At 76.3% G+C, this 13,374-nt stretch carries 15 protein-coding genes; 5 read left to right on the forward strand and 10 right to left on the reverse strand.

Annotation, left to right across the window (positions count from 1 at the left end; genetic code table 11):
• Positions 1–72: 72 nt before the first annotated feature.
• The 3 genes from IPL61_10475 to IPL61_10485 are packed head-to-tail and all read right to left on the reverse strand — an operon-like array spanning position 73 to position 3,229.
• Positions 73–1,485 carry an acetate--CoA ligase family protein gene (locus IPL61_10475; protein ID MBK9031732.1) on the reverse strand — a complete coding sequence of 471 codons (1,413 nt, stop codon included), beginning with the start codon at positions 1,483–1,485 and terminating at the stop codon, positions 73–75.
• Positions 1,482–2,282, reverse strand: a complete 801-nt coding sequence (locus IPL61_10480) for a hypothetical protein (protein ID MBK9031733.1) — start codon at positions 2,280–2,282, stop codon at positions 1,482–1,484. Before IPL61_10480 ends, IPL61_10475 begins: the two co-directional genes overlap by 4 nt.
• Positions 2,279–3,229, reverse strand: a complete 951-nt coding sequence (locus tag IPL61_10485) for an electron transfer flavoprotein subunit alpha/FixB family protein (protein MBK9031734.1) — start codon at positions 3,227–3,229, stop codon at positions 2,279–2,281. Before IPL61_10485 ends, IPL61_10480 begins: the two co-directional genes overlap by 4 nt.
• A gap of 106 nt (positions 3,230–3,335) precedes the next feature.
• On the opposite strand from IPL61_10485, the gene IPL61_10490 reads away from it, so the two are divergent.
• Entirely contained in the window at positions 3,336–3,677 is a 342-nt protein-coding gene (locus IPL61_10490) for a Rieske 2Fe-2S domain-containing protein (GenBank protein ID MBK9031735.1), read from the forward strand.
• Between the two features lie 7 nt (positions 3,678–3,684).
• Here IPL61_10490 and aroC read toward each other — a convergent pair whose 3' ends face one another.
• Complete coding sequence (gene aroC, locus IPL61_10495; GenBank protein MBK9031736.1) at positions 3,685–4,767, reverse strand: chorismate synthase; 1,083 nt, start codon at positions 4,765–4,767, stop codon at positions 3,685–3,687.
• Between the two features lie 81 nt (positions 4,768–4,848).
• Here aroC and IPL61_10500 point away from each other — a divergent pair, with 81 nt between their 5' ends.
• The 4 genes from IPL61_10500 (at position 4,849) to IPL61_10515 (ending at position 9,145) form a co-directional block, all read left to right on the forward strand.
• A complete protein-coding gene (locus IPL61_10500) occupies positions 4,849–5,643 on the forward strand; it encodes a hypothetical protein (GenBank protein ID MBK9031737.1) in 795 nt (264 codons plus the stop codon).
• 224 nt (positions 5,644–5,867) lie between these two features.
• Positions 5,868–8,738 carry a tetratricopeptide repeat protein gene (locus tag IPL61_10505; GenBank protein MBK9031738.1) on the forward strand — a complete coding sequence of 957 codons (2,871 nt, stop codon included), beginning with the start codon at positions 5,868–5,870 and terminating at the stop codon, positions 8,736–8,738.
• On the forward strand, positions 8,738–8,902 hold the full coding sequence (locus tag IPL61_10510) for a hypothetical protein (protein ID MBK9031739.1): 165 nt from the start codon (positions 8,738–8,740) through the stop codon (positions 8,900–8,902). The genes IPL61_10505 and IPL61_10510 overlap by 1 nt, the downstream gene beginning before the upstream one ends.
• Before the next feature lie 21 nt (positions 8,903–8,923).
• Positions 8,924–9,145: a hypothetical protein gene (locus IPL61_10515; GenBank protein MBK9031740.1), complete on the forward strand. Its 222-nt coding sequence runs from the start codon at positions 8,924–8,926 to the stop codon at positions 9,143–9,145.
• A 303-nt stretch (positions 9,146–9,448) separates the two neighbouring features.
• Here IPL61_10515 and IPL61_10520 read toward each other — a convergent pair whose 3' ends face one another.
• From IPL61_10520 to IPL61_10545, 6 genes are all read right to left on the reverse strand, one after another.
• On the reverse strand, positions 9,449–10,078 hold the full coding sequence (locus IPL61_10520; GenBank protein MBK9031741.1) for a threonylcarbamoyl-AMP synthase: 630 nt from the start codon (positions 10,076–10,078) through the stop codon (positions 9,449–9,451).
• Positions 10,075–10,692 (reverse strand): RlmE family RNA methyltransferase, encoded by a 618-nt coding sequence (locus tag IPL61_10525; GenBank protein ID MBK9031742.1) that lies wholly within the window; start codon positions 10,690–10,692, stop codon positions 10,075–10,077. The genes IPL61_10520 and IPL61_10525 overlap by 4 nt, the downstream gene beginning before the upstream one ends.
• A gap of 85 nt (positions 10,693–10,777) precedes the next feature.
• A complete protein-coding gene (rplC, locus tag IPL61_10530; protein MBK9031743.1) occupies positions 10,778–11,506 on the reverse strand; it encodes a 50S ribosomal protein L3 in 729 nt (242 codons plus the stop codon).
• Positions 11,507–11,561: 55 nt separating this feature from the next.
• Positions 11,562–12,356: a TatD family hydrolase gene (locus tag IPL61_10535; GenBank protein MBK9031744.1), complete on the reverse strand. Its 795-nt coding sequence runs from the start codon at positions 12,354–12,356 to the stop codon at positions 11,562–11,564.
• Complete coding sequence (locus tag IPL61_10540) at positions 12,353–12,793, reverse strand: hypothetical protein (GenBank protein ID MBK9031745.1); 441 nt, start codon at positions 12,791–12,793, stop codon at positions 12,353–12,355. The genes IPL61_10535 and IPL61_10540 overlap by 4 nt, the downstream gene beginning before the upstream one ends.
• Positions 12,790–13,362: a HEAT repeat domain-containing protein gene (locus IPL61_10545; GenBank protein ID MBK9031746.1), complete on the reverse strand. Its 573-nt coding sequence runs from the start codon at positions 13,360–13,362 to the stop codon at positions 12,790–12,792. Before IPL61_10545 ends, IPL61_10540 begins: the two co-directional genes overlap by 4 nt.
• Positions 13,363–13,374 lie beyond the last annotated feature (12 nt).

A 13,374-nucleotide genomic window follows, 5' to 3' on the forward strand; every position in this document is an offset into this window, starting at 1 on the left:
CGCGTCCTGGGTGGGGGCCCTCATCGGGGCTTGCCCCGATGGGGGAGGGTTCGGCGACGAATCCTCTGGAACTCAGCGGAGCCGGATCTCGGCGTCGACGACGATCGTGTCGCCGCGGCTGGCGGCCACGACGATGCGCCCGAGGATCAGCTCGCCGATCACGTCGGCGTGATCGACCGCGAGGTGCGACGCGCGCCGCAGGACGTTGGCGAGGCCGACGCGATCGGGCTCGTCCTCGCCGGCGCGGGTCGCGACCAGCACGGCGGCCAGGGCGGTGGCGTCGGCGAGGCGCAGCGGCGCCGGCGCGGCCTCGGGCGGCTGGCCGGCCAGCTCGACGATCAGCGTCGGGCCGAGGTGCGGCAGGTGGGTGACGCGGGCCCGGACCTCGCGGCCGGGCGGTGGGCTGGCGCGGACGATGACCGCGCCGCGATCGAGCGCCTGGCCGGCCCGGCCCAGCACGCTGGCGAACGCGCGGCGGACGTCGGCGGCGCTGGTCAGCCCGCGCTCGACCGGACAGCCGTCGGGCTCGCCGAGCACGTCGGGGCCCCAGGGCTTCACGTCGACGGGGAAGCCGGCCTTGGTCGCGACCCGGAGCGCCGCGGACGGCGAGGTCGCGACCGCCTGGCGCGTGATCGGCACGCCGTACGCGGACAGGAGCACCTTGGTCTCGTGGTCGCCGAGCCGGCGATCGCCGGGCTCGATCTTGGCGAGCTGTCGCTCGAGCCGGTCCTCGTCGACCTCGAGCTCGGCCCGGGCCGAACGCCCGGCCGGGCCCAGGCCCAGCCGCGCGCGCTCGCGGGCGCGGCCGACGGTGGTCAGGGCGGTCAGCGCCGGGCGCAGGCCGACCAGCGCGCCCGGTGGCGCCAGCGCCAGCAGCTCGGCCCGCTCGCACAGCGGCACCCGCACCGCCGGCAGCGGCGACGCGTCGTCGCGCCACGCGCCGCGGGCGATCAGCACCGCGTCGGTCGGGGCCAGATCGTCGTCGGTCGCGGTCCAGCTCGGGCGCCGGCCGTCGTCGCCCGGCAGCGCCCGCGCGGTGGTCGCGAGGTAGCCGGCCTCGTCGGCGACCACCGCGACCCGGGCGCCGGCCGGCGCGCGGTGCGCGGCCAGCAGCGCCAGCGCCTCGATCCACGCGTCGGGATCCGCGAACACCGCGGCGCCGTCGGCGCGCAGGTGGGCCAGGGCGGCGGCGGTCTCGAGCCGCGGGCGCGCCACCCGCGCCAGGACGATCAGCGGTCGGCCCGCGGCCGCGCCGGCTCGGGCCGCGTCACGCAGCGCCGCCGCCGCCGCCGGTTCGCCCTCGATCCACGCGCCGCCGACCGCGTCGCCGGCGACCGCCGCGGCCAGGCCGTCGAGCTCGGCGCTGACCGGCCCGGGCAGGCCGCGCGCGCGCACGCTCGCGTCGATCACCGCGAACACCTCGGGCGACGCGCCGGCGATCACCACCGGGCGTCCGACCGCGAGCGCCAGCGCGGGGCGGGTCACGGCGCGGGCTCGGGCGCCGGGGGATCCGCCGACGCGGGATGATGCTGCGCGGGCTCCGGCGGCGCACCGTCGTCGAGGATGTGCTCGGCGCGCAGGCGCGCGACGAGGTCGCCGGCGCTGGCCAGGATCGTCGCCTGGCGGGCGCCGCGCAGCGGGCGCAGCCGGCCCGCCAGCGCGCGGCGCGGGCTCAGGCGGCGCGCGTCGAGGCCGAGATCCTCGAGCTCCCAGGCGGCGATCGCCTGCGCCGAGGCCGGCGGCGCCGGGGTGGCGTCGTCGCGGCCGCGGACCGGCGGGGCCGCCATCGCCAGCACGAGCGGCGCCGCGACGCGCAGCGTGAGCACCTGCGCGCCGGCGCCGTGGGCGATCTCGATCGCGCCGTCGACGACCCGCGCGGTCCGGACCCCGGTGACGTGGGCGACCCCGAGCAGCTCGGCCACGGCCGGCCCGATCGCGCCGACCCGCTCGTCGACGGAGCGGTCGCCGCACACGACCACGTCGGCGCCGATCTTCTTGATCGCGGCCGCCAGGATCTCGGCCAGGCCCAGGTAGTCGAGGTCGTCGAAGCCCTCGCCGCTGATCCGCACGGCGCGCGCGCAGCCGGCCCGCAGCGCCATGGCCAGGACCCGATCCTCGCGCCGAGCCGGGCCGACCGCGAGCGCGACCGCGTCGGCCTGGCGCTGGTGCGCGAGCCCGAGGCCGGCGACCAGGGCGCCGCGCTCGCACGGACCCAGCACCTGATCCTCGTCGTGCTGCCCCGGGTGGGCCTGCGCGCGCCGCAGCAGGATCGCGACGGTCACGACGCCTCCAGCGCGGTGAGGAGGGCCGGGACCAGGTCCTCGAGCGCGCCGACCAGGCCCCAGCGGGCCGACTTGAAGATCGGCGCGCGCGGGTCGCGATCGAGCGCGACGATCTCGGCGTCGACCGACACCGCGCCCAGGTGCGCGCTCGAGCCCGACGCGCCGCACACGACGTAGAGATCGGGATGGACCGCGCGCGCGCCGACGCCGATCTCGCGGTCGGCCGCGACCACGCCGCGCTCGCACGCGGCCCGGGTGCCGGCCAGCTCGGCGCCGAGCCGCGCGGCCAGGGCCTGGACCAGGGGCAGGGTCGCGGCGCTGACGCCGCCGCCGGCGACCACGATGATCCGGGCGCCGGCGAGGACGTCGCCGAGATCGGGCCGCTCGTCGAGCACCACCGGCGCAGGCCCGGCCGCGCCGTCGAGCGTCAGCGTCACCAGCTCGGCCTCGTCGCCGCCGGCCGCGGGCGGGCGATCGGCCGACAGGGTGATCACCGCGACCTGCTCGAGCTCGTCGAGCTGGACCCGCCGCCACAGCTCGCCGTCGTAGACCGGGCGGGCCAGCACGACCTCGCCGCGGGGGCCGGCCTCGACCACGGGATCGGCCAGGAACACCGCGCCCAGGCGGGCGGCGAGGCGGGCGGCGATGTCGCGGCCACCGGCGTCGGAGCCCAGCACCACGAGGCTCGGGTGGATGAGCTCGCAGACCTGCGCGAGCGCGTCGCCGCGGGTCATCCACAGCGCTGGCCGCACCGGGGCAGGCACCAGCAGGACCCGGTCGGCGCCGCCCCGGCCGAGGTCGGCCGTGAGCTCCTGAGCCGCGGTGCCGATCTCGCCTCCGGGCGGCACCCACGCAACCGCGTAGAGCGCGCCGCCGAGGCTCGAGGAGATCCGCCGACCCTCGCCGAGGATCGCACGCGCGGCGTCGGTCGGTCGCCCGTCGGCCACTTCGGTATGGACGAGGACACACGCCACCGTGGACGGACGCTACCGGCCGGCGCCCCAGGGGTCAAGATTCGCGACGGCCGTCAGACCCAGCCCGTAGCGTCGACCCGTGATCGCGACCTCGGCGGCCATCTACGACCTGTGCGGCATCGACCTCGACGCCGACCCGCGCCCCGCGCGCCCGTCGGTGGCGGAGGCCCTGGCCGCGGCGGTGCCGGGCAGCGTGGTGGCGGCGGCGGACGCCGGCCGGGCGGTCGCGCTGGTGGTGCTGCAGGACCGGCGGGCGTTCGTGGTCGACGACGAGTGCCCCCACGACGGCGGCCCCCTCTCGGACGGCTTCGTCGACGGCGACCGCCTGGTGTGCGCGCGCCACGGCTGGGAGGTCGACCCGTGCAGCGGCGCCTGCGGCCGACGCCAGAAGGTCGTCGCGCGGTCGCTCGGCATGATCTGACGGCCGCTCAGCCGCACTGGCCGCGGTGGCGGAGGTAGTGATCGGCGAGGGTCAGGAGCGTCATCGCCTCGACGATCGGCACGGCCCGCGGGAGCACGCACGGGTCGTGGCGACCGCGCGGGGCCAGCGTCGTCGCCGCGCCGGCGCGGTCGACCGTGGCCTGGGGCCGCATGATCGTCGCGGTGGGCTTGAACGCGATCCGCATCGTCAGCGCCTCGCCGTTGGAGATGCCGCCGACGATGCCGCCCGAGCGGTTGGTGCGGGTGCGGACGCGGCCGTCGGCGTCGGTGTAGAGCTCGTCGTTGTGGGTCGAGCCGCGCAGCCGGGTGCCCGCGAAGCCGGAGCCGACCTCGAAGCCCTTGACCGCGGGGATCGACAGCATCGCCTTGGCCAGGTCGGCGTCGAGCTTGTCGAACACGGGCGCGCCCCAGCCGGCGGGCACGCCCCGGGCCACCGCGCGCACGACGCCGCCGACCGAGTCGCCGTCCTTGCGCACCGCCTCGATGCACGCGGTCATCGCCGCGGCCGCGACCGGGTCGGGACAGCGCACCGGCGTGCGCTCGACCTCGGCCCGGGTCACGACCGCGCCGTCGACCTCGGCGCCGATGCCCTCGACCTCGTCGACCCACGCCACCACGCACACGCCCAGCGGCGCCAGGATCTGCTCGGCGATGACGCCGGCCGCGACCCGGCCGACGGTCTCCCGCGCGCTGGCGCGGCCGCCGCCGGCGACCGCGCGGATGCCGAACTTGGCGTCGTAGGTGTAGTCGGCGTGCGACGGGCGGTACGCGGCCTCGACCTCGGCGTAGTCCTTGCTGCGGGCGTCGACCGTGCGGACCATCAGCGCGATCGGCGTGCCCAGCGTCAGGCCGTCGTCGGACAGGCCCGACAGGATCTCGACCTGGTCGGGCTCGCGCCGCGGCGACGTCAGCGCGCTCTGACCGGGGCGCCGGCGATCGAGCGCGGCCTGGATCAGCGCGGCGGTGACCGGGAGCCGCGGCGGGCAGCCGTCGACGATCACCCCGACCGCGGGCCCGTGGGACTCGCCAAAGGTGGTCACCGAGAGCGCCGTGCCGAACCGGTTGGCCATGGCGGCACGGTATCAGAGCCGCGCCGGCCGAGATCGTGCCCGCGCCGCCGCCGCGCGGCGTCGAGCGAGTACAGTCGCGCCATGCGGATCTCGTCGCTCGTCGCGCTCGCCTGCCTCGCGCTCGTCGTCGCCGTCGGCTGCCCGCCGTCGGGGGCGCCGACCGCCCCGCCACCGCCGCCGCCGCCGCACCCCGGCTACCAGCCCGGCGCGGCGCTCGGCGCCGCGTGCGACCTCCACGGCGACTGCGCGTCCGGCGTGTGCGAGGGCCAGGGCTGCGGCCCGGGGCAGGGCGTGTGCGCCGCCGCCGACCGCATGTGCACGATGGACGCCGCCAGCTACTGCGGCTGCGACGGCCAGACGTTCACCGCGTCGGGGAGCTGCCCAGGCCAGCGCTACGCCGACCGGGGCGAGTGCGCGCCGGTCGACGTCGGCAAGCCCGACGGCGCCGCCTGCCTCGACGCGGCCGAGTGTGGCAGCGGCACCTGCGAGGGCGCCGGGTGCGGCGACGACGCGCCCGGCACCTGCGTCAGCGCGGCGCGGGCGTGCACGATGGACATGGCCCCCTACTGCGGCTGCGACGGCCAGACCTTCAGGACCTCGGGGACCTGCGCGGGCCGGCGCTACGCCAGCCGCGGCGCGTGCGCGCCCGCCGCCGCCCGCGCGGCCGGCGCCGCGTGCCTCGTCGGCGCCGAGTGCGCGAGCGGCGTGTGCGAGGGGCAGGGCTGTGGCGCGGACACGCCGGGCACCTGCGCGCCGGCGCAGCGCGCGTGCACCAAGGACCTGCGCACCTACTGCGGCTGCGACGGCGCGACCTTCCGCGGCTCGGGCAGCTGCCCCGGTCAGCGCTACGCCGCCAAGGGCGCCTGCACGCCGTAGTACCTCGCCACAGGGGAGATGATTGGTCGCGGGCGCCGAGGCGCGCCGACCGCAAGGCGCAACGACGACGGGCTCTCGTTGGAACTCGAGGAGTTGCAGCGCAGCGATCGGCGATGGAGCGGGCGTCCTCAACGGATCAGCTTCCCTGCGGCGAGGTCCAGGGCGAGATCGGCCGGCTGCGCGTTGCTGCGATCGCCGTGGCCGATGTACGCTCTGCGCACCGGATGGCCGAAGCACCACGACCGACCGCCGAGGAGCTGGAGGAGCTCGCGCTGATCGTCCGGCGCGACCCCGCGTCGCCGGCGTTCGTCGACCTGGCCCAGGCCTTCCTGGCGCTCGGGCGACCGCGCGAGGCGATCGACGCCGCGACCGCCGGGTTGCGGCACAGCCCCGACAACCACGAGGGCCGGCTGGCCATGGCCCGGGGGCACGCGGCGCTGCACCAGTGGAAAGAGGCCCAGGCCGAGCTCTTGCGCGTCGTGAAGGTCGACCGCACGAGCAAGGTCGGCTTCACGCTCCTCGGTGAGGTGCTGCTGCGCCGCGCCGACTACGAGCGCGCGACGCCGGTGCTGCAGCACGCGCAGAACCTCGACCCGTCGAACCCGGCGGTGCTGTCGCTCTTGCGCGCGGCCCGCAGCGGCACCCAGCTCGATCCGCCGCCACCGATCCCGACGCCGGTCGCGCCGCGCCGCGCCGAGCCGCGGGCCCGGCCGGCCCCGAGCGTGCCGCCGCCGGTCGCCGCGCGCCCCGCCGCGCCGCCACCACGCCCCGCCGCGCCGCCGCCGCCGCCCGCCCCGCGCGCGCCCCAGCCGTCGAGCTGGAGCGACGACGCCCCCACCTCGGTCGGCGCCGGCTCGTTCGAGGGCGGCTACCACGTCGACAGCGGCGGGCCGGCCCGCGGCGACGCCACGATGCCGTCGCTGCCGCCGGAGCACGTGGCCGCGCCACCGCCGCCGGCCGCGCCGCCGCCGCCGCGCCCGCAGCGGCCGAGCGTCGCGCCGCCCCCGGGCGAGGTCGTGCGGCCGCGCATCGTCTCGACCGCCAAGCCCGTGAACGCGGCGGCGGCGTCGCTGCGTCAGTCGGCGGCGGTCGGCGAGAACTTCCTCAACGATCTGCTCACCGGCGGCCTGCTCGACGTGCCGGGCGTCCGGGTGCCGGACGTCGAGTACGACCTCCGGCCCGATCGGCGCTGGGGCCGGTCGACGGTGCGGATGTTCATCGTGCTGTTCGTGCTGCTGATCGCCGGCGCCGGCGGCGGCGGCTACTGGTACTACCACTCCGAGCAGCAGCGCTCGGCCGAGGTCGCGCGCCTGCGCGCCGAGGCGGAGGCGCAGATCGCCCAGGGCACCTTCGACGGGCTGACCTCGGCGCTCCAGACGCTGGCCAAGGCGCTCGAGCGCGACCAGAAGAACACGCGCACGTTCGCGGCCGTGGCCGAGACCACCGCGCTGCGCTCGCTCTTGTACGGCACCACCGCCGACGGCGTCGACCAGGCCATCGCCGCGGCCAGCCGCAAGATCACCAAGCCGACCCAGGACGGCTACCGGGCGCTGGTGATCGCCCGGACCGCGGTGGCGCTCGCGCGCCTGACCGGGCCCCAGGGCGACGCGGCCAACGCCGCCACGATCGAGATCCTCAACAAGGCCCGGGTCGAGATCGACGAGTGGGTCACGGCCCACCCCGACGATCGCTGGGCGCGCTACCTCGCCGCCAAGTCGCTGCTCGCCGCCGGCGCGCGCAACGCCGCCGCCGACGGGTTCCGTCAGGCCGGCGACGGCGCCGACGGGCTGGCCGTGGCCGACGTCGATCGCGCCGACCTGCTGGTCGACGACGGCCAGTTCGACGAGGCGATCAAGCTGTACGACGCGGCGCTGGTCAAGGCGCCCGATCACCCGCTGGCGCTGCTCGGCCGGGCGCTGGCCCGCGCCGAGCGCGGCACCGACACGACCACGGCGATCGAGGATCTGAACGTCAAGCTCGACAAGGATCTCGGCGCGCGCGGCAACGGCTATCGCAACCTGGCGCTCGCGATGGCGTTCTACAACCTCGAGGAGCCGCAGCGGTTCTCCGAGGCGCTGGCCAAGGCCAGCGGCCCGCGCGAGGCGCGGTTCCTGGCGCGGGTCGCGCTCGCGCGCGTGCTCCAGGGCCACCTCGGCGAGGCCGCGACCGCGCTCAGCAAGGTCCAGTGGTTCACCGCCGGCAAGGCCGACCCCGATCCGCTGGTGACCCTGGTCAACGGCGCGCTGCAGCTCGCGGCCGGCACGCCCGAGGCCGCCCTCGACACCCTCGCCAAGCTCGACGGCACCCGCGCCGAGCTGCTGCGCGGCCTGGCGCTGATCGATCTGCGCAAGTACAAGGAGGCCCAGGCCGAGCTCGAGACCGCGCAGGAGCACGCGCCCGAGTCGCTCGAGATCAAGGTCTGGCGGCTGATGGCCCAGACCCTGGCCTCGACCGGCGCGGCCCGCGACGACGCGGCGGCGGAGCTCGAGAAGACCTCGCGCAAGCCCAAGAGCAAGGTCGGGCGCCACGCCCACGGCATGACGATGCTCTTGCTCGGCAACATCGAGGAGGCGCGCCGCCGGCTCGCGCAGGCGCTCGAGGACGTCTCCGACGCGCAGCCCAACCCCCTCGCGTACCGCACCCGCATCGGCCTGGCCACGATCGAGCGCCAGGCCGGCAACCTCGAGGCCGCGCTGACCCAGGTCGACGAGGCGCTCAAGGCCAACCCCGGCTACCTGCCGGCGCGCATCGAGAAGGCCCGCGCCCTGGTCGGCAAGGGCGCCGGCGACGAGGCGATGGCGGTGCTCGAGCCGGTCCTGAGCGAGGCCGAGCTGATGACCGGCGACGTCGAGGTGCTCGTCGCCGAGGCCACGATCACGCGCGACCAGCGCAAGATGCGCGACAAGGACAAGCAGGCGCTGCGCGACCAGGCCAAGGCCGCGCTCGAGCGCGGCAAGGCCAAGGGCGCCAAGCCCGAGGAGCTGGCCCGGGTCGCCGAGCTGGTGGAGCCCGGCCTGGCGGCGGAGCTCGGCGTGAGCGTGACGCCCGAGGCGCCCCCGCCATCGCGCAAGCCGCCGCGGCGGCGAGGGCGCTGATGCGCGCGCTGGCGCTGCTGGTCGCGCTCGCGGCCGGCGTGCCCGCCTGCAGCAGCGGCGACCGCGGCCCGTCCTCGGCGCCGTCGACCGCATCGACCGCACGCCCCCGGCCCCGTCCCGCCGAGCTGGCGCACTTGACGCTCAAGGTCCTCGGCGTCACGTGAGCGGACAGCTGTCCACGACGAGTGCGGTCGGCACTCGCGACGGTGCCCGCCGCCTACCAGGCCGGCTTCGACCTCGATCGTGACGAGTTCTACGTCAGCTACGATCGCGCGGCCGGCGCGCCCGCCGACGCCGCGCGCCCGATGATCGCCGCCATCAGGCAGGCGGGCTTCGACCCGTGGCTCAAGGGGCCGGGCTGGCCCGACGTCGCGCCCGAGGTCGTCGTGCTGCCCGCGATCGACTGAGGGACCGCGCGCTCGCCGGATCGCGCGCGCGCGCGCGCGCGGACCTTCGCCGGATCGCGCGCGCGCGCGCGGACCTTCGCCGGGCCCGCGCTCGCCGGCTCGTGCGCTCGCCGGATCGCGCTCGCCGGATCGCGCGGACCTTCGCCGGGCCCGCGCTCGCCGGCTCGTGCGCTCGCCGGACCGCGCGCGTGCTCGCGCGCGGACCTTCGCCGGACCGCGCGCGTGCTCGCGCGGACCTTCGACTCGCCGGGCCCGCGCTCGCCGGCTCGTGCGCTCGCTCGTGCTGGCCGGACGCGCGCGGCGTCAGAGGATGCCGTCGAGCGTGCCCTGGCCGGCGCGGATCACGATGATCTCGTCGCCGTCGATCTCGAGCACCGTCGACGGTGACTCGGCGGTGGACTCGGCGTCGACCACCAGGTCGATCTGGCTGCCGAACGCGTCGAGGATCTCGTCGGCGTCGCGGCACGCGACCTCGCTGCCCGGCGGGATCGCGCTGGTGGTCAGCAGCGGTCGGCCCAGCGCCGCGACGATCGCGCTGGCGATCGGGTGGCTGGTGATCCGGATGCCGACGGTGCGGCGCTTGGCGTCGGTCAGCGTGCGCGGCACCTCGCGGCTGGCCGGCACCACCAGCGTGTACGGGCCGGGGAAGATCCGCTGCGCCAGCCGGAACGCGGTCTGGTTCATGTGCGCGTACTGCGACGCCGTCGACAGGTCCGGGCAGATCAGCGCCAGCCGCTGGCTCTTCTTGATCTGCTTGGCGCGGGCGATCCGCTCGATCGCGTCCTTGGCCTCGATCGCGCAGCCCAGCGCGTAGACCGAGTCGGTGGGGTAGGCGGCGACGCCGCCGCCGTGGAGGATCTCGACCGCCTTGGCGATCTTGCGCGCCGACGGCGTGCCCCAGGGCTCGATGATCAGGCGCAGCGGATCGCTCACGGCGTCACCCCGCGGAAGCCGCTGGCGGTCACGTACTGCTCGATCGAGATCTGGCGGCTCGAGGCCGGCTTGATGACCTTGACCGTCGCGAACCGGGTCCGGGCCAGCGCGCACAGCTTCTGGAAGTCGGGCCCCTGGAACAGCTTGCCGACGAAGCGGCCGCCCGGCGCCAGGGTCGCGAACGCCAGCTCGAGCGCGCGCTCGAACAGGCCCTCGCTGCGGGCCTGATCCATGTGGCGGATGCCGCTGGTGTCGGGCGCCATGTCCGACATCACCACGTCGAACGCGGCCAGGTCGCCGAGCAGATCGGCCGGGACGACCGTGAACACGTCGCCGACCAGGAGCCGGGCCCCGGGCACGCCGGGGATCGCGACCCGGTCGATGCCGACCATCGCGCCGCCGTCGCCGATGCGCGTGCGGGCGTACTGCAGCCACGACCCGGGCGCGCAGCCGAGATCGCACACGCGATCGCCGGCGCGGAGCAGGCCGATCGCGCGATCGATCTCCTCGAGCTTGAACACGGCGCGCGCGCGAAAGCCCGCGTCCTTGGCCCGACCGTGGAAGTGATCGTGGCGGACGTTGCGATCGCCGAGCTTGGTCCTGCCCTTGGCCATGGTGGAGCGCCCGTGGTGGACGTACAAACGACAACGCCGGCCGACAGCGAGGCTATCGACCGGCGCGAGGACGCACGACCCGAGGCTAGCGGCCCGCGGCCGCCTTCTTCGAGGCCTTGAGGGGGTTCTTCGAGCGAGCCTCCTCCTTGCCCATGCCCTTGCGCTTGTACTGGGTCCGGGTCGCGGCCTTGCTGACGACGACGTAGCCGTTGACGCCGCCGGGGATCGCGCCGCGGACCAGGATGCAGTTGTCCTCCGCGAGGATGCGGAACACCTGCAGGTTCTGGACGGTCACGACCTCGTTGCCCATCTGGCCGGCCATGCGCTTGCCCTTGTGGACGCGCTGGGGGGTCAGGCGGCAGCCGATCGAGCCACCGTGGCGGAAGTACTCGTGGGTACCATGGGTGGCCTTCATGCCCTCCATGTTGTGGCGCTTGATGACGCCCTGGTAGCCCTTGCCCTTGCTCTGGCCGGCCACGTCGACGGGCGCGCCGTCGGTGAACATGTCGGCCGGGCCGAGCACCTGACCGAGCGTGTACTGCTCGAGGTCGGCGGCGGGGCCGCGGAACTCGCGGATCACGCGGACCGGCTTGGTGTTCGCGGCCTTGGCCTGGCCGAGCTCGGCCTTGTTGGCGAGGCGCAGCGGCTTCTCGTCGAAGCCCAGCACGATCGCGCTGTAACCGTCCTTGTCGACGGTGCGCTTGCCGACCACGACGCACGGGCCAGTCTGGATCACCGTGACGGGGACGCGCTCGCCGTCGTCGGCGAACACCTGCGTCATCCCGATCTTCTTGCCAAGTAGGCCCATTCGCATCGTCATGGTCGTGTCTCCTGAGAGCGCGCGTATATACCGGCGGTGTTTTCCGAAGTCAAGGCGCTGACGCCGCCGGCAACCGGAAGATCTTGGCGGTGTTGGCCACCGTGGCCGCGGCCAGCTCGGCCACGGTCACGCCGGCCGCCTCGGCCACGGTCGCGGCGGTGTGGGTCACGTAGGCCGGCTCGTTGCGGCGGCCCCGCACCGGCACCGGCGCCAGGTAGGGGCAGTCGGTCTCGATCAGCAGGCGGTCGAGCGGCACCTGCGCCACGGCCGCCCGGATCGGCCCGGCGTTCTTGTAGGTGACGATGCCCGAGAACGACACGTGGCAGCCCATCGCTACGTAGGCGGCGGCGTCCTCGGGCGTGCCGGTGAAGCAGTGGATGACCACGCCCAGCCCGGCGGCGCCGGTCTCGGCCAGGATGGCGCGGGCCTCGGCGTGGGCGTCCCGGACGTGGCACACCACCGGCTTGCCGACCCGGCCAGCCAGCTCGATGAACCGGCGGAAGGCCGCGGCCTGCGCCGCCCGATCGGAGTGGTCGTAGTAGAAGTCGAGGCCGGTCTCGCCGATCGCGACCACCTTGGGGTGGGGCGCGAGGCGCTCGTGGACCGCCCACCAGGCGTCGGTCATCTTGTCGGCGTCGTGGGGATGGGTGGCGACGGTCGCGAAGATGTCGGGGTCAGCCTCGGCCAGGGCCACCGCGCGCTCGGCGCTGATCGGCTCGCCGACCGCGCCGATGACGATGATCCGGCGGACCCCGGCGGCCCGGGCCCGGGCCAGGACCTCGGCGCGATCGCCGTCGAACTCGGGCCCGTCGACGTGGGCGTGGCTGTCGGTCAGCTCGATCATGGCGCCGCCTCGCGCGCGCGGATCGCGGCCTGGGCGTCGACGATGGCCGGGCGTAGATCGCGGCCGCGCCAGCGGGTGCCCAGGGCCTCGAGGGGCCCCAGCGCCCAGGCCCCGCCGACCCGGCCGAGCTGCTCGATCGCCAGCCCGCGCACCGGCAGCTTGCGGTGGCCCAGCGCGGCGACCAGGTGGGCGCGGGCGGCGGGGTGGTCGGGCGCCAGCGCCAGGGCGCCGGCGGCGGCCCGGACCGCCAGCTCGGGGGTGAGCCCGCGCTCGCCCAGCGCCCGCACCAGCGCCGGCACCGCGTCCCGGTCGTCGACCTCCTCGAGCACGGCGATCGCGTCCCAGGCGCGGTCGCGATCGGTCAGCGCCTGGTACAGCCGGGCCCGGCCGCGGCGATCGCCCAGCTGGGCCAGCGCGTAGGCGGCGTCGAAGCTCACGCCGCGTCGGCGTGCTCGAGCAGCCGCGCCAGGTGGCCGGCGGCGCGGCCGTCGCCCGTGGCGCCGAGCGACAACGCCAGCGCCGACAGCACCTGGGGATCGCTGTCGCCGAGCGACGCGACCAGCGGGCCGTAGGCGGCGACCGGATCGATCTCGACCAGCGAGCTGGCGGCCTGGAAGCGCAGGTCGGCGGGGCCGTCGCGCAGCGAGGTCACCAGCGGCGCGAAGCCGTCGACGTGGCCCAGCGCGCCGAGGGCGATCGCGGCGCCCTGCCGGACCACCGGCAGGCCGTCGGCGAGGCGGTTCACCAGCGCCGCGACCACCGCGGCGTCGTCGGGGTCGCCGGCGCCGGGGCCGAGCGCGCCCAGCGACGCCGCGGCCTCGGCCCGGACCTCGCCGCGGTCGTCGGTGAGGGCCTTGACCAGCGCGGCCCGGGCGACGTCGCGCTCCTCGGGCCCGACGTCGCCGAGCGCGTGGGCGGCGAGGATCCGCGCCTTGGGCGGCGCCGCCGCGAGATCGCGCAGCGCCGCCGCGGGCGTCATGATCCGGCTGGGCGGGAACAGCGACATCGGCCGGTGCGT

The organism is Myxococcales bacterium, from assembly GCA_016717005.1.
Lineage (GTDB): Bacteria > Myxococcota_A > Polyangia > Haliangiales > Haliangiaceae > UBA2376.

Bases quoted from the DNA above. Each gene is read 5' to 3' on its own strand.
- rplC (MBK9031743.1), bottom strand. From the start codon at position 11,506: ATGCGAATGGGCCTACTTGGCAAGAAGATCGGGATGACGCAGGTGTTC.
- IPL61_10525 (MBK9031742.1), bottom strand. From the start codon at position 10,692: ATGGCCAAGGGCAGGACCAAGCTCGGCGATCGCAACGTCCGCCACGAT.
- IPL61_10545 (MBK9031746.1), bottom strand. From the start codon at position 13,362: ATGTCGCTGTTCCCGCCCAGCCGGATCATGACGCCCGCGGCGGCGCTG.
- IPL61_10505 (MBK9031738.1), top strand. From the start codon at position 5,868: ATGGCCGAAGCACCACGACCGACCGCCGAGGAGCTGGAGGAGCTCGCG.
- aroC (MBK9031736.1), bottom strand. From the start codon at position 4,767: ATGGCCAACCGGTTCGGCACGGCGCTCTCGGTGACCACCTTTGGCGAG.
- IPL61_10500 (MBK9031737.1), top strand. From the start codon at position 4,849: ATGCGGATCTCGTCGCTCGTCGCGCTCGCCTGCCTCGCGCTCGTCGTC.
- IPL61_10535 (MBK9031744.1), bottom strand. From the start codon at position 12,356: ATGATCGAGCTGACCGACAGCCACGCCCACGTCGACGGGCCCGAGTTC.
- IPL61_10510 (MBK9031739.1), top strand. From the start codon at position 8,738: ATGCGCGCGCTGGCGCTGCTGGTCGCGCTCGCGGCCGGCGTGCCCGCC.